General features: G+C 45.1%; 14 protein-coding genes. 10 read left to right on the top strand and 4 right to left on the bottom strand.

The genetic code is table 11. From position 1 onward, the window contains the following. Window positions 1–131, top strand: a 131-nt coding sequence (locus DW640_RS12945; RefSeq protein WP_117578336.1) for a DUF4248 domain-containing protein, incomplete at its 5' end; no start/stop codon positions are given. Between the two features lie 134 nt (window positions 132–265). On the opposite strand, the gene DW640_RS12950 is transcribed toward DW640_RS12945, so the two are convergent. Both DW640_RS12950 and DW640_RS12955 read right to left on the bottom strand, forming a co-directional pair. Beyond that, the gene (locus DW640_RS12950) at window positions 266–2,113 is read right to left on the bottom strand and encodes a DUF3987 domain-containing protein (protein WP_117578338.1); all 1,848 of its coding nucleotides are present in this window, start codon (window positions 2,111–2,113) and stop codon (window positions 266–268) included. A gap of 58 nt (window positions 2,114–2,171) precedes the next feature. Then, on the bottom strand, window positions 2,172–2,798 hold the full coding sequence (locus DW640_RS12955; RefSeq protein ID WP_103878170.1) for a BT4734/BF3469 family protein: 627 nt from the start codon (window positions 2,796–2,798) through the stop codon (window positions 2,172–2,174). A gap of 156 nt (window positions 2,799–2,954) precedes the next feature. Between DW640_RS12955 and DW640_RS23755 the strand changes: the two genes are divergently transcribed. Beyond that, a complete protein-coding gene (locus DW640_RS23755) occupies window positions 2,955–3,104 on the top strand; it encodes a hypothetical protein (RefSeq protein WP_199610367.1) in 150 nt (49 codons plus the stop codon). Window positions 3,105–3,381: 277 nt separating this feature from the next. On the opposite strand, the gene DW640_RS12960 is transcribed toward DW640_RS23755, so the two are convergent. Further along, window positions 3,382–4,911 carry an arylsulfatase gene (locus tag DW640_RS12960; protein WP_008762095.1) on the bottom strand — a complete coding sequence of 510 codons (1,530 nt, stop codon included), beginning with the start codon at window positions 4,909–4,911 and terminating at the stop codon, window positions 3,382–3,384. 37 nt (window positions 4,912–4,948) lie between these two features. Beyond that, complete coding sequence (locus DW640_RS12965) at window positions 4,949–8,914, bottom strand: two-component regulator propeller domain-containing protein (RefSeq protein WP_117578340.1); 3,966 nt, start codon at window positions 8,912–8,914, stop codon at window positions 4,949–4,951. A 131-nt stretch (window positions 8,915–9,045) separates the two neighbouring features. Between DW640_RS12965 and DW640_RS12970 the strand changes: the two genes are divergently transcribed. From DW640_RS12970 to DW640_RS13005, 8 genes are all read left to right on the top strand, one after another. Continuing rightward, window positions 9,046–10,476, top strand: a complete 1,431-nt coding sequence (locus tag DW640_RS12970; RefSeq protein WP_008762096.1) for an RNase adapter RapZ — start codon at window positions 9,046–9,048, stop codon at window positions 10,474–10,476. Then, window positions 10,476–11,222 (top strand): nucleotidyltransferase family protein, encoded by a 747-nt coding sequence (locus DW640_RS12975; protein WP_172556807.1) that lies wholly within the window; start codon window positions 10,476–10,478, stop codon window positions 11,220–11,222. Before DW640_RS12970 ends, DW640_RS12975 begins: the two co-directional genes overlap by 1 nt. Before the next feature lie 71 nt (window positions 11,223–11,293). Continuing rightward, window positions 11,294–12,181: a PD-(D/E)XK nuclease family transposase gene (locus tag DW640_RS12980; RefSeq protein WP_117578342.1), complete on the top strand. Its 888-nt coding sequence runs from the start codon at window positions 11,294–11,296 to the stop codon at window positions 12,179–12,181. A 334-nt stretch (window positions 12,182–12,515) separates the two neighbouring features. Next, window positions 12,516–15,845: a TonB-dependent receptor gene (locus DW640_RS12985; RefSeq protein WP_008762099.1), complete on the top strand. Its 3,330-nt coding sequence runs from the start codon at window positions 12,516–12,518 to the stop codon at window positions 15,843–15,845. Window positions 15,846–15,861: 16 nt separating this feature from the next. Further along, window positions 15,862–17,697, top strand: coding sequence for a RagB/SusD family nutrient uptake outer membrane protein (locus DW640_RS12990; RefSeq protein ID WP_117578344.1), 1,836 nt, complete (start codon window positions 15,862–15,864; stop codon window positions 17,695–17,697). Between the two features lie 30 nt (window positions 17,698–17,727). Further along, window positions 17,728–19,623 carry a DUF5006 domain-containing protein gene (locus tag DW640_RS12995; RefSeq protein WP_008762101.1) on the top strand — a complete coding sequence of 632 codons (1,896 nt, stop codon included), beginning with the start codon at window positions 17,728–17,730 and terminating at the stop codon, window positions 19,621–19,623. Between the two features lie 195 nt (window positions 19,624–19,818). Further along, window positions 19,819–21,402, top strand: a complete 1,584-nt coding sequence (locus DW640_RS13000; RefSeq protein ID WP_008762102.1) for a sulfatase — start codon at window positions 19,819–19,821, stop codon at window positions 21,400–21,402. 15 nt (window positions 21,403–21,417) lie between these two features. Beyond that, entirely contained in the window at window positions 21,418–23,748 is a 2,331-nt protein-coding gene (locus tag DW640_RS13005; protein WP_117578346.1) for a glycoside hydrolase family 20 protein, read from the top strand. Window positions 23,749–23,772: the final 24 nt, after the last annotated feature.

Consider the following 23,772-nt stretch of genomic DNA (forward strand, 5'->3'; position numbering starts at 1 on the left):
AAATGAATAAATGGATCGTCCGCTGTCCCGGTCTTCAGGAACGCCTGTCCGATTTAGGTTATCAGCCGCAGCACCGTTCTTACACTCCGTTGGAGGTGAGGGCGATCGTGGATGCGCTGGGAGAACCCTAGCTAAAGCTATGCTTTACGACTTCTAAAGCTTAGCTTTACGGTATCTAAAGCAGTGCTTTAGCTTCTACAAAACGTTATTTCCCTATGACGCAAAGTTATCAACCGATGCAAAAATGCACTTTTACGGGGCATCCCTAACACACGCACACACGTGCGCGTACGTAAGTCCCTTTTTCTTTCATGACAAAGAGGCCCTTTTTTACGAGACGTCTCAGCCAGGAGAGTGCGGTGTTTGGTTTGATTCCCATAGCTGTAGCCTGTTCCGTCAACTGTGTACGGGTGAACTCGTCACCCAGCGCATCGAAGAAGGCGTCACGGTCGGCGTTAGCCCTGTGGGGGATTTCCGAAGATGGCAGGAAAGATAATATATGCGTGGCATGCCGATAGAGAGGCTTTACAAGCCCAAGAACAGCTTTAAAGTCTTCAGGAGTGATAGTTATATCCCAACGGGTAATAATGCCGTCCTTGACGTTATCTGCGGGAATTTCCTTGTCCGGAACAGGAGCGTATCTGTCAGAACTCTTAAGCTGATAGGGTTGGGGGATTTCCAACACCCGTAACATGGCTATCGTTGACATGATGCGGCAGATATTGACAGCCAGACGGGCTATGAAACTTCTCATCTCGTTGCCGTTGGCAATGTCCGAACGGAAAAACAAATCGGAGAAGAGAGCGTTGAATTCCTTTTTCTGCTCGTCGGTGAGGCGAAGCGTATGGATGCCGTGTTCTTTCAGTATATCCAGCTTTAGTTGCCAATCCCTGCCTATGGACCTGAAGATTTCGTCCAGATCTATCTCTCCGCACGCAAATTGGTCAGCCCATGTATAGATGCCATGCATGTAGTAGAACAGTTGGCGGGAGAAAAGTCCGTTCTCCGCCGACGGGATGAGGGCTCTCACTTGTGCGGGTGTCCCCGAAAGCAGGACGGCAAGAAAGATTCTCTTTACTTCCCGGTATTCCTGATCGGTACGTCGGTTGTAGGACAGTCTGTCATGGTCGAAGGCTTTGCGGAGCGTGTCGCTCCAATGGCCGTATTCGGAACTGATGGCGGAGGCGATGGTGTCCGCTTCGGTTTCGCAGATGAGTCCTGTTCCGTTGGCGTCCATGATATTTTGCAGAATGCCGGTGCCGCTGTTGTTGCCCGAGATAAGAAACATTTTGTTGGGAGGCATCTGAGGTGCTTCTGTATTGACACGCTCTTTGCCCAGCAACTCATAGTTTTTCTTTTCTTTCCGATAGGCTTTCATTTCTTCGTCCACTTGTTGGCGAATTTTGTCATGAATAGGTTCCACGAGCAAGCGGATAAGTGAAAGTCCGCTTTTTCCCGAAGCAGGAGGGGCTACAAAGAAGGTTTGCAGACAAGGAGACTGGTATTTTCCGGAATAGGAACATCTCACATAGCGTTCCATCGTAGCTCCTAGTGCGGTCAGTGCTCCGAGCAAGAGTATGTCCCGTTGTGTGGGAGAAGTGGCATAGCTCATAATGAGCATTAGGATTTTAGGCCAGTCTGCTTCGGGGAAAGTAGGCAGGGGTTGTAGAGGATCACTGTCTGTCGAGAGTTCTTCTGGAGCATTGGTGTTTTCGTCGTTGTCGTTTTCTTCCTCTTCCACCTTATTATACGCGCGCCTGTGTGTGGGAAAATTGTAGGGTGCATTTAGTGCATTTTCTGCATTTTTCCGGCTGTTCATAACTTCCTCCCGGCAGATTTTCACTCCTGTCGATTCTGCGAGATGAAAAGCCGTTCCCAGATGTATTTCTCCATGCTGCTTTATAAGGGCGTTGGAGAACATTCGTTCGGCATGCTCACGCTGATATTTGGCGGATATCCGGCACAGGCGGTGAAAAAACTCGCGTCCTGCTTCGCCACAGTCTGTTGCGATGGCGAATGCTAATTGTACGTACTCGGTGTAAGAGGGTGCAATGTCGGCACCTGCCGTTTCGACTGCCTCAGTGATGAGGCGTAAAGATTCAATATTGGTCATTTTCTTAATGGATAATTGATAATAGATAGTTCACTGTTGGTTATTCAAGATTGACTGTTCAATACTCTCTGAATAGTGCTTGTGGGTCGTGGCTGAGGAAACAGGCTCTTACGATGTCTTTGCCGGAGGTGTCTACGGCTTTTGGCGGAGTTTCTGTGGAGTCGTTCATTTCTGCTCCGTAGGTTATTTCTATGTATTGCATTGCCCAGTTTATACTTTCTTTTACGTTCCGTGTCTGATCGTCTGCGTAAAGTTTGCTATAAGGTACGAATGCTTTCACGCCCCGGCCGCTGGGACTGATGAATGTAAGTATGGGACAGAGGAAAGGGTCGTCGAACAGTGTACGACGCATTTCCATAGCTTTATGATAGGAGTCGAGGTTATCTATATCTACCACTACGAGCCCGGAAGGCGATGCGAAGAATTTACTACTCCGGCGGATGAATATGCCGCATGGGGTTACGTAGGGGAGTAAAGAGGCTTTTGCCATTCGCAGGTCTCCGGCACTTCGCACTTGTTCGGTCAGTGCTTTGAGGTTTTCGTTGCAGGTGATCATCTGATATACCTGTTCGACCGAAACTTCGCAGAAGGGAGTGAGTGTGGCGGGTGTAACGGTTTGTCCTTGTTCGTTCCTGATGGGAGCAATCGGGGGCATGAAATAAGACATTCTGAAATTGTTTGTCATAACATTTATCGTTAATTCTTTTAATAATGCGGTTCTGTTTTTGAAACGCAGCGCAAAATTAGGACAAAATGATATAACGGCAGTTCGGACATATCCGAACTAATGTGAATATTTTTATAACAACTAAATTATTATTAACGTTTAAAACAAGAAAAAATGAAAAAAGAGTATCATCATTTTGCATTCGGCCTTTTTATCGAAGAGGTACTTAAATGCGAGAAAGTGGGTATTTCAGTCATGTGTCAAGCTATAGGCATGAGTAAGGGAACTTACGAAATGCTAAAAAAAGGGATGATAAGTGTTTGAACTATTACGAGCGTATATTTAATTATTACTATGATACGCTCACAGAAGAGGAGTTTCTGAAGAAAATGCATGAGTGGTCACTGCGGTATATCCGGTATAGGAAGAGACAGGAGGAAGAAAAAGAATCCGCACGGAAATTCTCGGATCAATAGCGGATTATTCGGCTATTGATAACAGTCAGGCACGGATTTCGCGGAACTACACGTTTTTTAATTACTCAACTCTGAAAACCGTGTAATCCGCGAAATCTGTGCCTAAATGATAAACTTTTATTACCTTATTTCTTCTCCGGTAGTGTAACGGAGAAGTTTGGGTTAGGCGTGTGCTGTGCAAAGATAACTGCCTTCATTTTTTCTACAATCTCCGGATGCTGGTCGGCCACATTGTTGTCTTCATGAATGTCCGTTGCCAGATTATAAAGGAAAGGTATCCCTTTCTTTACTACCATCTTCCAGTCTCCCATGCGTACGCCAATCTGATTTGTTTCATTAAATTCCCAGTAAAGGAAGTCATGTTCCTTCTGCTTTTTCTTTCCCAGTAATGTCGGGGCGAAGGAAATGCCGTCGAAGTAATCTACTTCTTTGTCTTTGTTCGCATATTTCTTTACGTAATTCTTTTCGCCGATGATCTCGCAGAAAGTAGGCATCAGGTCGTAGAAAGCGCAGATGTGGTCGTTCACTGTACCTGCAGGTACACGTCCCGGCCAGCGGGCGATAAATGGGATACGGATACCTCCTTCATAGCATTGGCGTTTCAAGCCACGCAGTTTACCGTCTCTGCCGAAGAATGTAGGATCAGCTCCGCCTTCTTCGTGAGGGCCGTTGTCGCTGGAGAAAATGACCAGTGTATTCTCGTCCAGTCCTTTCTCTTTCAGCTTTTTCAGTACTTCTCCGACGTAGTAGTCCAGTCGCGTAATCATTCCTGCAAATTGTGCGTGTACATGCGTGATCGCGTTGTATCGCGATCCTTCGCTGCCTTTGTAGCTCTTGTCAGGATTGAATTTCTCTTTATATTCATTTAAGATAGAGTCTTCCGGCTGAACCAGTTCCGCATGGGGCAGGGTATAAGTCAGCACTCCGAAGAACGGTTGTTTGCCGTCCTGCTCATCCAGCCATTCCATTGCTTTCTGGTGAATCATATCCGCCGAATATTGCGGGCGTTTTTGATAATCGGCACCGTACATCGGATACTTGATGTTCTCGTCCATAATGACACGTACTACGCCTGTGTCGCCTAATGCCTTGCTGTAGCGATTGAGGAAATTAGGATAGTAAAGGTGGGCCTGGAACTGACAGATGTAGCCGAAATATTCGTCTATCCCGCGTTTGTCCGGAGTGGAGCAGGAACCTTCATAACCTCCCGCCCATTTGCCGAACATACCGGTGGTATATCCGTTCTCTTTCATTATCTCGGGCAGGATAACGTGATCGGGGTCATAAGGATGCTGACCGACTACTGCATACTCCTTGTTGTTGCCATACATTACTGTGGGGGCGTTCGTCCAATATTCCTTGTTGCCCCGTACTTCGCAATGTCCTGTATGCTGCCCTGTCATAAATGAAGCTCGGGAAGGAGCACTGACGGGACTTCCTGCGTATGCCTGTGTGAAGCGCATACCCTCGCTTGCCATCGCATCCAGATGGGGGGTGCGGATGAATGGCTGACCGTAGCATCCCAGATCGCCATATCCCATGTCATCGCAGAGGATGAAGAGGATATTCGGCTTTGTGTTGTTTTTCTGTCCGCTGGCAGACAGACTGGAAAGAATAAGCGTACCGCTTACTAAAGAAAATAATTTGTAGTTCATAAAAATAATGTGTTAAGAAATTTGTATATTAGGGGTTTTATTGATTAATTGTTTTTGATGTCTCTCTCTTATGTTTCTCTTTATATTGAGTCGGTGTTTCGCCCGTGTACTGCTTGAAAGTCGTGCTGAAATAACGGGAAGTAGTGAATCCCACTTTCTCCGCAATTTCCGTAAATGACATTTCCGTGCCGGTGATCAGTAGAATTGCCTGCTCCATCCGGAACTTATTGATATAGTCATTGGCTCCCATGTCCGTCAGTGCCTTCAGCTTGTTGTAAAGAGAGGCCCGGCTCATGCCGATTTCTTTGCATATAAAAGGAATATCCAATCGGCTACTGTCCAGATTCTCTTGAATGATCTTGTTTAGTTTGAGCAGGAACGTTTCATCTGCCTGGCTGAAGGTGCTTTCTTCCGGAGCGGGGATCAGTCCTGCGTTCAGATATCTCTTCTTGGTATGTTCACGGTTTTTTAGTCGGTTACGGATCAGTTCCATCAGCATTTCCACTTCGAACGGTTTGGTCAGATAGGCGTCCGCACCGTTTTTGTAGCCGCTCATCTGACTTTGTTTGTCGTCTCTTGCCGTCAGCAGAATAACGGGGATGTGACTGATCGCAATGTCTTCCTTTATGTTTTTGCAAAGCTCGTATCCGTTCATGCGGGGCATCATGACGTCACTTACGATGATGTCGGGAGTATGGCTTTTGATAAGCTGAAGTGCCTCTACGCCATCAGAGGCAGTCAATATACGTTTGAAGTATTCTCCCAGTGCTTTCTTTAAGAAGTCCGTCAGGTCGGGATTGTCGTCTACCACCAGAATGCTGTAGGGAGCGGTGGCGAAGTTGTCTTCCTCTTGTGACTGCTTGCCGCTGTCGTCGCTCATCAATTCATTCAGATATGCTTTGGGCTGGCAGATGATCTCTTCCGATTCCAGTTTCAGCGGTAGTTCGAAGAAGAAGGTAGCTCCCGATTCCGAATTGTCTCGTGCGCCGATGGAGCCGCCGTGCAGTTCCACTAGAATCTTGGAGTAAGACAAGCCGATGCCCGTTCCGCTCTGTTCGCCCATGCCCTGATAAAAACGGGTGAAGAGCTTCTGTGTGTCTACCTGCTGCAATCCGCAACCTTGGTCGGTAATGGAGATGCGTACTCTTTTTTCTTCGGGAAGCAGTTCCGAAGTGATGGTGATTTCCGTGTCTTGCGGGCTGTGTTTCAGTGCATTGATCAGCAGATTACTCAGAATGATTTCACATTTGTCCTTATCGAAACTCACTATTTTGATGCGTGGATCGAGCCGGTAATGAATCTGTATATTCTTTGCTTCCCCTTCGCTGACGAAATCTTGCGATACATGTTCGATCCATTCGTTGAGCGGGTGAGGCTGTATGAGCAGTTTGCTTTCTCCCACTTCCATCTTGCGCACATCGAGCACCATGTTGATCAGATTCTTCATTCGCTGAGACTGCCGGTAAATCGCTTTCAGCGGCAGGTATTGGGTATCTGCCGGGGATAAGGACTTCAATATGCGGCTGAGCGGAGCGTGGATCAGTGTCAGTGGAGTACGCAGTTCGTGGCTGATATTGATCAGGAAACGTACTTTTTCTTCGTACACCTGTTGCTCGTGCTCCTTCATGGCCCATTTCAACTTATCTTCTTTTCGTTTCAGTGTTCTCCGGAAAGTTTCGACAATCATTCCGGTTACTAACAAGGCACAGCCCAGCGTGAACCACCATGTGCGGTACCAGGGAGGGAGTACGGTCAGTTCCAGTATCTGCTGACTGGGAATCCAGCTGCCGTCCTTTGCTGTGCAGGAAGCCATAATCTGATAATCACCGGGCGGAAGCGAGCGGATGACCAGTTCCGGGTTGTACGATTCGATCTGCTGGTCGTTCAGCCCTTCTATCTGATACCGATACACTTTCTGCCGGAAGATATCCTCTTCTTTGGACATGATACGGATACTTATATTACTGTTCCAGGGAACGGAAATTCCGGTCGGGTCACCGCACAGTTCATTGTTGACGGATTCTCCGTTGACGATGACATCCGATAATTGCAGTTTGGGCAGCTCGGAAGTAGCCGGCGGCAGATTGCTGTTGATATGCAGCAGTCCTTTGACGCCGCCCATGTAGACATCTCCGTGGCTGCTCAGCAGACGGGGTTTGGAAAGATATTCGTTTTGAATGGCACCATCCGATTCGCCGAACAGTACGAATTTCTTTTCTTTGATGAGCCATGCGAAAAGCATGTCATTCGTTCCGAACCATACTTTTCCCTGTTGATCGCACACGATGAGCGTTACTTCCGTGAATAGCGTGGTGGTAAAGGGAGTACGTACTTTGGTAGCGGGATTATAGTGGATCAGTCCGTAGTTGCTCCCTATCCAGAAGTCTCCGTATTCGTCACGCGCAACGGAATTGATGACCGTATCGTTGAAGCAACGGAACAGAGACGTCAGGCGGTTGTTCCGTTTGTCCAGTTGGTAGATACGTTTCGTATCGTTGAGATAGGTATAGTCTTCGTGATTGGTGATGGGCAGAAGAGCGCCGATGATGTCCTGTCCCTCCTGTTCGGTGGCAATCCGGAAAGTGCGTTTGTTCAGGTCGTATTGATAGACGTGGTCGCCGAGCAGCAGCACGTTGTCGGGGCTGTTTTGATACAGGTTGACCGCTTTTCCCCGATTGCAGAGGCGGGTGGTCGTTTCGTCGTCAATGATTGTGAACGGTTGTTTCTCTCCGGTAGACGGATTGAAGACGAACACTCCCTGTGAGAAGAGCGAGATCAGTAGTTTGTCGGGAGTGAACTGACAGATAGATGCCACTTTGTCTTCCCACGTAGAGAGATAATGGGTGAACTTCTCCGTGAGAGGATTGAAAAGGTTGACTCCGCCTCCGTCTGTTCCGATCCATATTTTATCGTCGGACTGCTGATAGAGGCTGAGGATGGTGTTGTTGCTCAGTCCACGGTCGTTGCCGGGCACTACGTCCGTGTAGGTCACCATTGACACTTCGCGGATGCTGATCAGTCCGTTCCGGATACTTCCTGCCCATATATTGTTGTTACGGTCGTTGTAGAGGCTGAGGATGGAGTTGGCGGGGAGCGAATAGTTGTCTCTGCCGGGGATGTGTTCCAGCAGGGAAAGCTGTCCGGTTTCCGGTTCGAGGATGTTGATACCGCCTCCGTCCGTTCCGATCCATAGTTTGTTCTCCCGTTCGGCAAGGCTGAGTATGACATTGTTGCTCAGCGAGGAGTTGCGGGTGGTGTATGATGCCAGTTGTTTTCCGTTCCGGTCGAAACAGTAGAGCCCGTTATTGTAGGGGGCAATCCATATCCGGTTCTTCGAGTCGATGATCATGCTCATAATCTCCTTTCCGCAGTCGAAAGGCGGGCGGCTGTATGCTCCGGTTTTTAGGTTGAGCAGGAGCAGCCCTTGCCAGCGGCTGCAACAGAGTACAGTTTCTTCATCCCAAAGGCTGAGTATCGTGATATTGAAGTTTCTGAAATCCGGTGTCTGGTCGAATTCCTGCAGCAGGCGGAAAGAACCGTCCCGGTAGCTGTAAAAGTAAATTTTGTTTTTGGCTCCGAATAATAACCCCTCTGGGGTAGGGCAGGTGGAATATGCGGTGATGTTCTTTCCTTTTTCGTCGGTTGGCAGGTAGAAGTCGTCACTTTGCCGTTGGTAGCGTGCCACCCCTTTATCAGTCAAGATCCAGATATTGTATTGTTCGTCTTCTGCAATCTGAAGGACGAGGTCGTGAGGCAGCGAATGCGGATCGTCTGCGTGATGGATGTATTTCTTCAGTTCGTGGCCGTCAAACCGTCCCAGACCGGAGCGGGTGCCTATCCACACGAATCCCTGTTCATCCGTAAGGATACACCGGACGGTGGAAGGTAGTCCTTCTTTCAGAGAAATCTGCTTGTAATAGTAATGCCCCGCCTGTAAAGGAAGGACACCGGCCATTTGTGTGATAAATGCGATGCATAGGACGATATAGAGTCTTGCTTTCATTGAATTAGGTCGAGTAAACAGAAGCAAAGATAATACATTCGGATGAATATTGAATAAAATGATATAGAGTTTTGAGCAAAGATGATATTAATTTATCTATAATCTTTATCTTTGCTCGAAAATGTACGACTATGATTACCGAAGAACTACAGAAACTATATCAGGAATATACGGGAGTTCCCGCAGAGAATATAACAGAATTACCATCTTCCGGTTCCAACCGCCGCTACTTCCGGCTGACAGGTGCGAAAACCCTGATCGGCGTATGTGGCACGTCTGTCGAGGAGAATGATGCTTTCCTTTATATGGCAGCCCATTTCCGCAAGTCCGGCCTGCCTGTACCCGAAGTTCATATCGTTTCCGAAAATAAGAGTTACTATCTTCAGGAGGATTTGGGAGATACCCTTTTGTTTCATGCAATCGAGAAAGGACGTGCTACCAGCGTATTTTCCGAAGAGGAAAAAGAGTTGCTCCGCAAGACGGTCCGTTTGCTTCCTGCCATACAGTTTGCCGGAGCCGACGGCTTCGACTTTTCCCGTTGCTATCCGCAGCCGGAGTTCAATCAGCGTTCTATCCTTTGGGATTTGAATTACTTCAAATATTGTTTCCTTAAGGCTACCGGCATGGAATTTCAGGAAGATAAACTGGAGGACGACTTTCAGAAGATGAGTGATGTGCTGCTGCGCAGTTCTTCCGCTACTTTTATGTACCGCGATTTTCAGAGCCGCAATGTGATGATCAAAGACGGTGAGCCGTGGTTTATCGACTTTCAGGGCGGACGAAAAGGGCCGTTCTATTATGATGTCGCTTCTTTCCTGTGGCAGGCAAAGGCGAAGTATCCCGATAGTCTCCGTCAGGAATTGCTGAAGGAGTATATCGATGCCCTGCGCAAATATCAGCCTATCGACGAGCCCTATTTCTATAGTCAGCTTCGTCATTTTGTTCTTTTCCGCACGTTGCAAGTGCTCGGAGCTTACGGTTTCAGGGGGTATTTTGAGAAGAAACCTCATTTTATCCAGAGTGTTCCTTTTGCTATCCAGAACCTGCGTGACTTGCTCAAAGAGGCGTACCCTGAATACCCGTATCTTTGCAATGTGTTACGCGAACTTACCGAACTCAAGCAATTCACCGACGATCTCAAGAAACGGCAGCTTACCGTCAAAGTGATGAGTTTTGCTTATAAGAAAGGGATTCCCGATGATCCTACCGGTAATGGCGGCGGTTATGTCTTTGACTGCCGTGCCGTGAACAATCCCGGTAAGTACGAACGCTACAAACCTTTCACGGGACTGGACGAACCGGTGATCAGTTTTCTCGAAGAAGATGGTGAAATTCTCCGTTTCCTCGACTCTGTCTATGCGTTGGTAGATGCTTCGGTGAAGCGATATATGGAACGTGGCTTCAGTAATTTGTCCGTTTGCTTCGGCTGTACCGGAGGGCAACATCGTTCGGTTTATTCGGCGCAGCATCTGGCAGAGCACCTGAACCGCAAATTTGGCGTGAAAGTGGAGCTGGTGCACCGCGAACAGAATATAGAGCGTACTTTTGAGGCAACTGTGTAATGAAAGCAATGATATTTGCAGCCGGGTTGGGCAGCCGGCTGAAACCACTGACCGATACGATGCCCAAAGCCCTTGTTCCCGTGGCCGGACGTCCGATGCTGGAGCATGTGATTTTGAAACTGAAAGCTTCCGGTTTTACCGAAATAGTGATTAATATCCATCATTTCGGTGAGCAGATTATTGATTTTCTGAAAGCTAACAATGATTTCGGACTGACGTTGCATATTTCCGACGAACGGGACCTGCTGCTCGATACGGGGGGAGGAATCAGAAAAGCCCGTCGATTCTTTGAAAATTCCGATGAACCCTTCCTTGTGCATAATGTGGATATTCTTTCGGATATGAATCTGAAAGAACTGTATGACTTTCATTTGCGGAACGGAAGTGTAGCCACCTTGCTCGCCAGCCGGCGTAAAACTTCCCGTTATCTGCTTTTTGATGCGGAACAAAGATTGTGCGGATGGATCAACAAAGATACGGGACAGGTGAGGCCCGAAGGTTTCCTATATGATGAGTCGCTGTATAGAGAGTATGCCTTTAGCGGTATCCATGTTTTTTCGCCTGCTGTCTTCCAGTTGATGGAAGTGCCGTGCTGGGAAGGCAAGTTCTCTATTATGGACTTTTATCTGGCTACCTGCGGGCAAACGGATTATTGCGGTTATCTTACGGAAAAGCTGGAACTGATTGATATCGGCAAGCCGGAGACGTTGGCACGGGCGGAAGAGTTTGTGAAAAGATTAGGATGATAGAAAAGAAACGCTTGTGAATATAAACATATTGCTTTGGAATCTAACATATTTCGTGTACCTTTGTTATTATGAAAATAGAAACAGAGAAAGGAGACGAACCTATGCCAAGTAATTATATTCGTTTCGATTGGGCGATGAAACGCCTTTTGCGTAATAAAGCCAATTTCGCCGTACTCGAAGGCCTTTTGACTACTCTTCTGGGTGAAACAATCTTGATTCAGAAGTTATTGGAAAGTGAAAGTAATCAGGAAGATGAGTTCGATAAGTATAACCGTGTGGATATGCTTGCTGAGAATTCTAAAGGTGAACTGATTTTGATTGAAGTTCAGAATAATAATGAATACGCCTATTTTCAACGTATGCTTTTCGGAGCTTCTAAGTTAGTAACCGAATATATCAATCGTGGAGAAGGGTATGACCAAGTCCGTAAAGTATACAGTGTCAATATCGTATATTTCTCTTTAGGCTGCGGCAAGGATCTTGTTTATCATGGTAAAACGGAGTTTCGTGGCATCCATCAAGGGGATATTCTGGAACTGACTCCTTTTCAAAAACAGACCTTCAAAGTGGATAGCGTAAGCCAGTTATATCCGGAGTACTATATATTGAAGGTGAATGATTTTAACCAGGTAGCCAAAAGTCCTCTTGAAGAATGGATTTATTATTTGAATACAGGAGATATTCCGGATACTGCTACAGCTCCTGGACTGAATGAAGCCCGCCAAAGGCTGAAACTTGACCGGATGACGAAGGAAGAATTGAATGCGTATTACCGGCATTTGGATAATATTGTGATTTTGAGAGATAACATTTTCACAGAACGTGCCGAAGGTCGTGCAGAAGGAGAAAGAGAGGCCCGGATCCAGATTGCCCGTAATTTGAAAAAGGCAGGAATCCCTGTAGAGGTGATCGTTAAATCTTCCGGATTGACAGTTGATGAAGTAAAGAAAATTTAATTCAAAACGATAGCCAATATATTTAGGTATATAATTTACAAAGAAGAAAGGCGGAGATATTCGGAAATGAATATTACCGCCTTTCTTCTTTTGTCTCAAAAGTTGTCTGATAATGTCTGTCACCATGAAAAATGCGGTGAAATGGACTATTTTAGACAAAATTGGAGGCGAAATAGTGAATTTAGAACATCGCTTTTCGGGCTTGTGCCTATTTTTGTTGCCGAAAGTCCTACCTATTTAAATGAGTTGGTGAGAACTTTCGAATCTTAATTGTATTGGGATTTATTTTTGTTAGCTAATAAATTAGTATCTTTAATTATTAAATTGTAGTATTATGAAAAAAAAGAAGCTTATGAAAAAACAAAGCTACTTTGTTGTTCTTCTGATGCTCCTCCTTTTATTTCCTTCAGGAGCGTTTGCGCAGCAACAAATGATTAAAGGACAAGTGGTGGATGATAAAGGCGACACAGTTATCGGAGCCACGGTCATGTTGAAAGGAACGCAAGAAGGTGCTATAACCGACATTGACGGGAATTTCTCTATAAAAGGAAAAGTTGGAAACACATTGACTATCTCTTATGTCGGTTTTTCTCCGCTCGAAGTAAAGGTGACAAAACTGGAAGGTAATCGTTTTGTGCTGAAAGAAGATTCAAAAGTACTTGATGAAGTCGTTGTAGTAGGTATGGATAAGCAAAAACGTAATACCATTACGGCTGCTGTAGCTACTGTCAATGAGAAAGCTATTGTTAACCGTCCTGTAACCGATTTGACCAGTGCGCTACAAGGTAATGTGGCAGGTTTGAATTTCGCTTCTGATGCTACGGCGAGTGGTGTCGGTGGTGAAACGGGAGCAGAGATTAAATTTAATATTCGTGGTATCGGTTCTATTAATGGTGGTGAACCTTATGTACTGGTGGACGGTGTAGAACAGAGTATGCAGAATGTGAATCCTGCCGATATTGCCAGTATCAGTGTACTGAAGGATGCTTCTGCGTCTGCTGTTTACGGTGCTCGTGCAGCTTATGGTGTGGTATTGGTGACAACGAAAAGCGGTAAGAAGGAAAAGACACGTATTACTTACCGTGGAACAGTCGGCTTCAGTTCTCCTATTAATATGCCTGAAATGATGAACTCCCTGGAGTTTGCTCATTATGTAAATGAACGTAATGATAACATGGGGGTGAAGCGTCTTTTTTCTGATCAGCTGATCGAGAAGATGAAAGGTTTTATGGCTAATCCTTATTCAGCAGAATTTCCGGGTGTAGAACCTAATCAGCAGGGAACAGGATGGGCCGGTTCTCAGGATGCGGTATATGCCAATACTGATTGGTTTGATTATTATTTTAAGAAGTCTGCTATCCGCCATTCTCATAACCTGAATATAACAGGAGGTTCGGATAAATTCAACTATTACGTTGGTATGGGATATACCTATCAGGAAGGTTTGCTGGATCAGGTAGAGGATAATTTGAGTAAATATAATATAAATACTAAATTTCAGATAACAGCGAATGAATGGTTGAAATTCAATTTCAATAATAATATGACTCTGAACATAATCAAGCGTCCGTTGGCTAATCAGACTATTTTTTATGGTACAGTAGGTAATGCTTTTCCTAATCGTCCGACAGTTCTTCCTGTTGATTCGGAATATAATCTTCCGGATTGGAATGAATTCTTGCGTATGAAGCAATCCCGTTACAATCAGAATCGTATTTCGGATGCTATGTCTTTTTCTGCTGTTATTACTCCATTGGAGGGATGGGATATTGTCGGTGAAATGAAAGTCCGTCTGGATGTGGAGAAGAACAGCTTCGAACGGGGAACTCCTATTTATGAAAACCCCAATAAACAATTGTACACCGTTACTGGGAATACGCAGGGATATCAATATCCGGGAATGCACTGGAAAAACTCTACATGGGGTTCATATACCCGCGGGGATGCCTTCAATTATTATCTTTCTCCGAATGTATCTTCTTCTTATACGCATCAATGGGGAGAACATTTTTTCAAGGCAATGGCAGGTTTCCAGATGGAAGTGCAGGAAAATTCTGATGGATATACCTATAAAGATGGAATGTTAAGTGATGATATATTTTCATTTGCCAATGCTAATGGAACTCTTTATGCCGGTGATAATCGTACACATTGGGCTACAATGGGTGCTTATGCCCGTATGAATTGGAATTATCAGAATGTGTATTTCCTTGAGGTTAGTGGGCGCTATGACGGTTCTTCTCGTTTTGCTCCGGGACATCGTTGGGGATTTTTCCCTTCTTTCTCTGCTGGTTATGATATTGCACGTACCGATTACTTCCAAAAATTGGAATTACCATTCTCTCAGTTGAAAGTACGTGTCTCTTATGGTCGTCTGGGCAATCAGAACGGAGCCGGATATTATGACTATATCGGAGTGATGCCACTTGTGGCGGCTGACCCTAATGCCTGGTTGCTTCCGGGTATCAGTTCTACACCTACTCAAGGTACGATAGCCAAAACTCCGAAAATGGTCAGTCCTTATATTACTTGGGAAAAGGTGGATAATGCCAACTTAGGTTTCGATTTGATGTTGCTGGATAACCGTCTTTCTATCACGGCGGATATCTATCAGCGTACCACACGTGATATGATCGGACCGGCAGAGGCTATTCCATCTATCGGGGGTATTGCAAATGCTGATCGTGCCAAAGTAAACAATGCAACTTTACGAAATCGTGGTTGGGAGCTTTCTGTCAATTGGCATGACCAGTTGAAGTGTGGTTTCAGCTATGGTGTAGGTTTTAATCTATTCAATTACAAAGCTGTTGTTACCAAATATAACAATCCGGAAGGACTCATCTTTAATAACCATACTGGGTTGCCATCAAACAAAGGATATTATGAAGGTATGGATATTGGTGAAATCTGGGGATATCGTGCTGATGACTTATTTATGAGCAACCGCGAAATTGATGATTATCTGAGAACAGTGGATCTTAGTTTCTTCAAACCGGATAGCCAGTGGCAACGCGGTGATTTGAAATATCTTGATGTAGATGGCGATGGTAAAGTAGATCCGGGTAAAGGAACATTAAGCGATCATGGTGACTTGCGGGTTATTGGTAATGCAACTCCTAAATATTCTTTCGGTATTAATTTGAATGTGGGTTATAAAGGATTTGAAGTGTCCACCTTGTTCCAGGGGGTTGCCAAAAGAGATTTCCCGCTGGCTGGAAGTACTTACCTTTTCGGAGGAAAGAACTTCTTTAAAGAACATCTTGATTATTTTAGTGCTGATCAACCGAATGGTTATCTGCCTAGACTTACTGAGTTCAATAAACCGGATTTTCAGGCCAACTCTGCTTATAATACTTCCCGATATTTGGTGAATGCGGCTTATATGCGTATGAAGAATCTGATGGTATCTTATACTTTTAATAAGAGAATGCTTCGTAACATAGGGCTGGAAAATCTAAAAGTATATTTCACGTGTGACAACTTATTTACGATAACAAAGTTGCCCAAGCAGTTTGATCCTGAAACCTTGAATCAGGTGAATACCTGGGCAGGCGGTAGCAATGAATCTGCACCGGGACTGACTTCTCCGGCTAAAGAAAATGGTAACGGTAAAGTGTATCCGATGAACCGGAACTTTGTATTTGGACTTGATTTTACATTTTAATTAGAGAGGAAAAGACATGAAAAAGAAATATATATTGTTAACAGCCTTCATTGGGGTAATGTTGTCTGCTTGTTCGGACTTCCTGGACAGAAAACCATTGACGGAACCTAATAATGAAGAATACTTATGTAGCCGTGCTCAGGTGGAAAATTACATTAACGGCTTGTATATGGCGCTTCCTGCTCCTTCTCAATATGGTATGGGAGTGAGAGGTGAAGAAAAGAACAGTGACAATATTCTTGCCGAAAAGTATGACCTGCGTCTGAATGGAGAATACAATGCTTTCAGTGGTTCGTCTGAATGGCAGAAGGGATATCAGAATTTGCGTAATGTAAATTACTTCTTTTATTATTATTGTGTTCCGGAGAATGAGGAAACAGAAGATGTTCTTTCTTTGAAAGGGGAAGCATATTTCCTGCGTGCGTACTGGCATTTTTACTTGTTGACTCGTTTTGGGGATATCCCTTTGATGGACCGGTTGTGGGATGAGAATGCAACAGTAGCTGGTTTGCAGATTCCTCCTGCATCACGTTCGGATGTGGCGAAATTTATATTGGAAGATTTGAAGACAGCTTCAGAAGGAATGCTTCAGTCGCGAAGTAAATACAGTGGCTTGCGTATCAGCAAAGAAGCAGCCATGATATTGGCAATGCGGGTAGCTTTGTATGAAGGGTCCTGGGAAAAGTATCATAAAGGGACGGAATTTTCTGAAACTGATAACTCAGACTACTTCTTTAAGGAAGTAATGAAATGGGGAGACGAACTTTTCAAAGCAGGGTTGAGCCTGAATACGGATGCTACGGATAATGAAGCTGTAAATCCAGGTGATGCATTTGCTCATTTGTTCAATAAGGATGATCTTTCTAAGATTACGGAAGCTGTATTCTGGAAGAAATATGCCGGCGATGGTGTGTTCCACGGTTTAGGTGGATTGCTTGGTGGCGGAGTTGTAGATAACGATGGCCCGGCAGGTGTATCAAAATCGCTGGTTGATAATTATCTGAATGCGGATGGTACGTTTATCAATCCGAATGATGAGAAGTATAAGGACTTTAATGCGACTTTTGAAAAACGTGATCCTCGTTTGATTCAGTCGGTCATGAATACAGGAGCGAAGTTCCGTTCTACAGCGAAAGGCTCTAAACCGATGAATGTGAGAGCCTATGATAATACAGGAACAGACGAGGAAATAAAAGAGAAGAATAAGGATATTTCTTCTCCTAATCTGAATGGAGACGGTAACGGTAAGAATATTACCGGATTTCATATTCGCTTGGGTATTGACACTACGTTTGTAGAAGGAGGCAGCCATATGGCAATTATATTATTTCGCTATTCGGAGGCGCTACTAGCTTATGCGGAAGCTGCGGAAGAATTGAATCTTTGTAACGATGATGTCTTGAATAAGACATTAAAACCTTTGCGTGAACGTGCGGGTGTTACTTATATACGTCCTACTCAGATTGATCCTAACTTTACTTCCTTTGGTTACTCTCTGACTCCTGTTATGCAGGAAATCCGTCGGGAAAGACGTGCCGAACTGGCTTTCCAGGGCTTTCGTCAGGATGACCTGATGCGTTGGGCCGGTCATAAGCTGATAAAAGGGCAACGAGGCTTGGGAGCTTATCTGGGAACTGATGGAGTTCTTTATAAGAGTTTCTCACCCAAAGCACAAGAATCGTTGGGACTGGTTTCTACCAATGATAGTGGTTGGATGGATCCGTTGAAAGATTATTTGCCACAAGGATATCAATTCCAGCCGGACCGTGATTATTTATTGCCTATACCGCCGGATGAACTGGAACTGAATAAGCAGTTGAAACAAAACCCGGGATGGACAAAAACGAAGTAATAATAGTAGGACATATTAAAGTATAAAACAATGAAGATAAGAAATATACTATATGCATGTTTACCCTTGGGAATATGGGCTATAGCTCTGACCGGGTGTAAAGACGACGATCAGGTAGCTCCGCTTCCCAAACCAGTGCCATTGACGCTGGCATTGGAGAGTAACACACTGGTAATGGGCGAAACACTGACTATGACTTTCAGTGTAAAAGACGAACAGGGAGCAGGGATAGCTACCAATGAAGAATTTGATATTTATCTGACGGCAACTGATGGTTCCACGGATGTATCAAAAACTTTATTCAATAACTTTCCGGAAATGGTAACTTTCCCGGAAGGAGAGAAAACATTGGAAGTTTCTGTCCCGGTAAAATCTTCAGGTATTACGGAATCTGTCTTAATGAAGCTCACAGCTTTTGCCCGTGGGTATAAGATGGATGGATCTGAACAGGCTATTAAGGTTTCTGATTATTATCGCACAGCAGTTTCTATCAAAGGTAACTCGGACTTGGTGGTGAAAGAGGGGGATACATTTATTCTGCAAATGAAAGTAGATGTACCTGCTAAAGAAGATATAGTAGTTACTATTACTCCGGGAGCAGGTGAGGCCGACCTTTATGAAAACCTTCCGTCTACTCTGACTATTTCTGCAGGGGAACTCTCAGTAGATAGTGATCCAGTAACAATGCTGACAGATGGTTATCCTTTTGGAGATACCAAACTGACTTTAACATTTGCAACCGATTCCGAGCATCATCCTTTGTTGGCAGAGAAGATGGAGATTACGAAACAGGATATTGATACTCCTCTTGGTTCGGAGCTGGAAGATGAACGTTACGTGTATACATCACCTGATGAACCATTCTATTCGGAGAAGAATGCAAAAGCCTTTAAAACATGGTGGGGAGATAAAAAGGCCCTGGCTATGAAGGCAGGAACCCCTCATCCCAATGAAGCGCTGGCCGCTGAAGGGTGGAAGTTTGTGAATTCAATGGAATTCCATGCAATCAATGGTCAATGCCGTACGGCTAAAAATGCTAACGGAGTATGTCCTGTACTAGGATTTGGGGCTCAGAATACAGCGATGGTACAGAAATATATGGCCGTTAATAATGATCGGTATACAGATGTAACAGATGAAGGTTACTTGAAAATGTGGGCAGTGAAAGAGAAAATTAATGCTACAGGAGGAGGGGCCGGACAAAAAGATTATGGATTCTCTGCTTGTTTCTCCGGTAAATTTAATATGAATCAAGGATATGCTCCGCAACACACCTGGATAGGAGTGGGAACCCGAATCGAGACTCGTGCTCGTATCCGTGGTAATAAGAATGGGTTTAATGCCGCTATCTGGCTGCAGGGAAATACACAAAGTCAGGCGTCGGATCCATATAGCGCATGGCCGCGATATGGTGAGATTGATGTGATGGAAAATCCGGTGGGAAATATTACAGGACAGAATAATGCTCATCAAACAGTGCATATGGGTAATCAGGCAACAGGTACTTATAAAAATCCGACGACTCAGAATGCTATCAGCAAAATGGATCAATGGAATATTTATTGGGTGGAAATTGTTGATGATCATACAATCAAAATGGGTATTAACGGTAAAACAACCAAAGTAATCACATCTGCGGATTTGGGTAGTGCTTCCGGCGAATGGCCGTTCAATCTGGAAAAGAATCCTTTAGGCTTCCATTATTTGCTGACGTTAGGTGCTCCAAGTGCGTGGGGATTGGGATATAACGATATTCCTCCGGTCGGTTGGGATTCGGGATTTGCTTCTATCAGTTATGAGGCTAGTAAAACGAGTCAGGAGTCACCTCGTATGGAAATCGATTGGATCAGATTTTACTCAAACGATAATTATAGTAAGCCTGCCGGTATTAATCTGCACAATCCTAATGCGCATACCTACTATTAAAATATGACGAACCGTTTTCAATAGTATGAAATAAGTTCAATGCCGGAAGGCCATCGTGCAACAGCGATTTACTTCCGGCATTTACTGCTAATTCGGGTGGAAATAGAGAATATTGTAAATACATTAGCTATTTGTAGACATACTTTTTACATATCTTCCCTATCTTTGCCATGTAATCTAAATAAATTAATCATTATGGAAAACCTGCAATCAAACTTGTTCTATTCTTTGGCAGGAGTAGCCGCCGTTGCCTCCCTTGCATCTTGTACAAACAAGCAGAAAACGACAGAACAAAAGCCGCTGAACATCGTCTATATTATGACAGACGACCATACAGCCCAGATGATGAGCTGCTATGACACCCGCTACATGGAAACTCCGAATCTTGACCGCATTGCGGCGGATGGTGTACGTTTTACTCAAAGCTTCGTTGCCAATTCATTAAGCGGTCCCAGCCGTGCCTGTATGATTACGGGTAAGCATAGCTGTGCCAATAAATTCTACGATAATACGACTTGCGTATTCGACAGTTCTCAACAGACATTCCCGAAGCTGCTGCAAAAGGTAGGTTATCAGACTGCGTTGGTCGGCAAATGGCATCTGGAAAGTTTGCCATCCGGATTTAATTACTGGCAGATAGTACCCGGACAGGGGGATTACTATAATCCTGCCTTTATTACACAAGATAATGATACCATCCAGAAACACGGATATATCACGAATCTGATTACCGATGACGCTATCGACTGGATGGAAAACAAGCGAGATCCGGAGAAACCGTTCTGCCTGCTGATTCATCACAAGGCGATTCACCGTAACTGGATGGCGGATACATGTAACCTTGCCCTCTACGAGGACAAGACATTCCCGTTGCCGGATAATTTCTTTGACGACTATGAAGGTCGCCCTGCTGCGGCTGCTCAGGAAATGAGTATCGTGAAGGACATGGATATGATTTACGACCTGAAGATGCTTCGTCCGAATGAGAAATCACGCCTGAGATCACTTTATGAAAGATTCCTCGGACGCATGGACGAAGGACAGCGTGCCGCATGGGACAAGTTCTATGCTCCGATTATCGATGATTTCTACAAACAGAATCTGACAGGAAAAGAACTGGCCAACTGGAAGTTCCAGCGTTATATGCGTGACTACATGAAAACCGTGAAGTCTCTTGATGATAACGTAGGACGTGTGCTCGACTATCTGAAGGAAAAAGGGTTGCTGGACAATACACTGGTAGTTTATACTTCCGATCAGGGTTTCTACATGGGCGAACACGGTTGGTTCGACAAGCGTTTCATGTATGAAGAATCTATGCGCACACCACTTATCATGCGTCTGCCGAAAGGTTTCGACCGCAGGGGAGATATCACCGAAATGGTACAGAACATCGACTATGCACCTACTTTCCTTGAACTGGCAGGAGCGGAAATTCCCGCAGATATCCACGGAGTATCACTGCTGCCTCTGTTGAAAGGTGAGCATCCGAAGGACTGGAGAAAGTCTCTGTATTACCACTTCTATGAATATCCTGCCGAACACATGGTGAAACGTCACTATGGCGTACGTACGGAACGCTATAAACTGATTCATTTCTATAATGATATCAACTGGTGGGAACTGTATGATATGCAGGCAGACCCGTCGGAAATGCACAACCTCTACGGTGAGGCTGAGTATGAACCGGTAGTAAAGGAACTGAAAGACGAATTGCTGAAACTACAGGAACAATATAATGATCCCGTCCGCTTTTCTCCGGAAAGGGACAAGGAATAACCCCCGAATAATACAATGACAAGAACGATTTTAATATTACTGATAGGCTTTCTATCTTCGATAGTAGCTGGATGTAGCGATACTAACTTGACACATGACATACCCTTGGTTCCACGCCCGGCGCAAATAGTGCCGGGCAGCGGGAACTACCTTTTCTCCGGTAAAACGGTATTTGCCGTAGAGAATGAGGAGCAGGCGGAAGTGGCACGCAGCTTTATAGCTTTGTTTACCCGTGCGGCAGGCTTTACTCCGAAGTTGACGGTAGGCGATGCGGAAAAGGGAAATGTTCGTTTCCAGACGGATGCAACCTTGAAAAGTGAGGCATATACGCTGCAAGTGTCTCCGAAAGAAATTATTATCGAAGCATCGGATGCAAAAGGATTCTTTTATGCTTTGCAGACCATTCGCCAGTTGCTTCCGGCATCCATCGAAAAAGAGGAAGTGTCGGATAAAAAAGTAAAATGGAGTATTCCGGCAGTGAGTATTCAGGACGAACCGCGTTTTGGTTACCGTGCGTTATTGCTGGATGCGTCACGCTTCTTTATTCCCAAAGAGAATGTATTGCGCATTATCGATTGTATGGCAATGCTCAAAATAAACACGCTTCACTTTCATCTGACAGATGATAACGGCTGGCGTGTGGAAATCAAGAAATATCCCCGTTTAACGGAAGTAGGTGCATGGAGAGTGGATCGTACGGACCTGCCTTTTCCTGCCCGGCGGAATCCGGAACCCGGAGAACCCACTCCGGTAGGAGGTTTCTACACACAGGAAGAAATAAAGGAAATGGTGGCTTATGCGGCTGAACGTCAGATTGAAGTGGTACCGGAAATCGATATGCCAGCACACAGCAATTCGGCATTGGCAGCTTATCCTCATTTAGCTTGTCCGGTGGTGAAGGAATATATCGGAGTGCTCCCCGGTTTGGGAGGACGAAATTCCGAGATCATCTATTGTGCCGGAAACGACAGCGTTTACACTTTCCTTCAGGATGTGATGGATGAGATTCTGGATTTGTTCCCTTCCCGATATATCCATATCGGCGGTGATGAAGCCCGTAAGACTTATTGGGAGAAATGCCCGCTGTGTCAGGCACGGATGAAAAAGGAAAAGCTTGCCAATGAAGAAGATTTGCAAGGTTATTTCATGAATCGGATGAGCGAATATGTACGTAGCAAAGGGCGCGAGGTGATAGGCTGGGATGAGCTGACGAACAGTAGCTTTTTGCCGGACGATGCCATTATTCTGGGTTGGCAGGGATACGGACAGGCTGCACTGAAGGCTGCCGAGAAGGGACATCGCTTCATTATGACTCCCGCACGTATCATGTACCTGATTCGTTATCAAGGGCCGCAGTGGTTTGAGCCGCTGACGTATTTCGGCAATAATACGCTGAAAGATGTGTATGACTATGAGCCGGTTCAGAAAGACTGGAAACCGGAATATGCGGATTTGCTGATGGGCGTACAGGCTTGTATGTGGACAGAGTTCTGTAATAAGCCGGAGGATGTGGATTATCTGGTATTCCCACGCCTGGCGGCATTGGCGGAAGTGGCATGGACACAACCGGAAAAGAAAGACTGGACTTCGTTCCTGAAAGGAATGGATTCGTTTAATGAACATCTCGCAGCCAAAGGGATAGTGTATGCCCGTTCGATGTACAACATACAGCATACCGTGAGACCGGAAGACGGAGCACTGAAAGTAAAACTGGAATGTGTCCGTCCGGATGTGGAAATCCGTTATACAATGGATGGAAGCGAGCCGACCGCCGCTTCACCGCTCTATGAACAACCATTGTTGGTAAAAGAAGCTCAAACAGTCAATGCCGCAACGTTTGCCGATGGACAGCAGATGGGGAAAAGACTGACGCTTCCGGTACACTGGAACAAGGCTACGGCAAAACCGTTGCTGGGTAATAAAGTGAATGAAGCTGTCCTGAACAACGGAGTCAGAGGAAGTCTGAAGCAAACGGACTTTGAATGGTGTAGTTGGGGAAGTAGCGACCGTATTTCCTTCACCGTCGATCTGTTGCAAAAGGAGAAAATGAATACGCTGACAATCGGTTGTATCACTAACTATGGAATGGGAGTGCACAAACCGAAATCAATCCGGGTAGCCGTGTCGGACGATAATGCGACTTATCGGGATATCAACGAATTGGAATATACTCCCGAAGAGATATTCCGTGAAGGAACTTTCATCGAAGACCTGTCGATAGATATGAGAGGAACCGTTGCCCGTTATGTGCGGGTGACAACGGAAGGAGCGGGAGAATGTCCGACAAATCATGTACGTCCCGGACAAGAATCAAGAGTATGTTTCGATGAACTGATCATTGAATAACCAGTCACCAAAAAACAATATAAT

This window comes from Bacteroides sp. AM23-12, from assembly GCF_003434395.1.
GTDB classification, from domain to species: Bacteria; Bacteroidota; Bacteroidia; order Bacteroidales; family Bacteroidaceae; genus Bacteroides; species Bacteroides thetaiotaomicron.

What these genes read in the sequence shown, in the direction of transcription:
- DW640_RS13005 (WP_117578346.1), top strand. Translation starts at nt 21,418, where the DNA reads ATGACAAGAACGATTTTAATATTACTGATAGGCTTTCTATCTTCGATA.
- DW640_RS12960 (WP_008762095.1), bottom strand. Translation starts at nt 4,911, where the DNA reads ATGAACTACAAATTATTTTCTTTAGTAAGCGGTACGCTTATTCTTTCC.
- DW640_RS12990 (WP_117578344.1), top strand. Translation starts at nt 15,862, where the DNA reads ATGAAAAAGAAATATATATTGTTAACAGCCTTCATTGGGGTAATGTTG.
- DW640_RS12950 (WP_117578338.1), bottom strand. Translation starts at nt 2,113, where the DNA reads ATGACCAATATTGAATCTTTACGCCTCATCACTGAGGCAGTCGAAACG.
- DW640_RS12980 (WP_117578342.1), top strand. Translation starts at nt 11,294, where the DNA reads ATGAAAATAGAAACAGAGAAAGGAGACGAACCTATGCCAAGTAATTAT.
- DW640_RS12975 (WP_172556807.1), top strand. Translation starts at nt 10,476, where the DNA reads ATGAAAGCAATGATATTTGCAGCCGGGTTGGGCAGCCGGCTGAAACCA.
- DW640_RS12995 (WP_008762101.1), top strand. Translation starts at nt 17,728, where the DNA reads ATGAAGATAAGAAATATACTATATGCATGTTTACCCTTGGGAATATGG.
- DW640_RS12955 (WP_103878170.1), bottom strand. Translation starts at nt 2,798, where the DNA reads ATGACAAACAATTTCAGAATGTCTTATTTCATGCCCCCGATTGCTCCC.
- DW640_RS12965 (WP_117578340.1), bottom strand. Translation starts at nt 8,914, where the DNA reads ATGAAAGCAAGACTCTATATCGTCCTATGCATCGCATTTATCACACAA.
- DW640_RS23755 (WP_199610367.1), top strand. Translation starts at nt 2,955, where the DNA reads ATGAAAAAAGAGTATCATCATTTTGCATTCGGCCTTTTTATCGAAGAG.
- DW640_RS12970 (WP_008762096.1), top strand. Translation starts at nt 9,046, where the DNA reads ATGATTACCGAAGAACTACAGAAACTATATCAGGAATATACGGGAGTT.
- DW640_RS13000 (WP_008762102.1), top strand. Translation starts at nt 19,819, where the DNA reads ATGGAAAACCTGCAATCAAACTTGTTCTATTCTTTGGCAGGAGTAGCC.
- DW640_RS12985 (WP_008762099.1), top strand. Translation starts at nt 12,516, where the DNA reads ATGAAAAAAAAGAAGCTTATGAAAAAACAAAGCTACTTTGTTGTTCTT.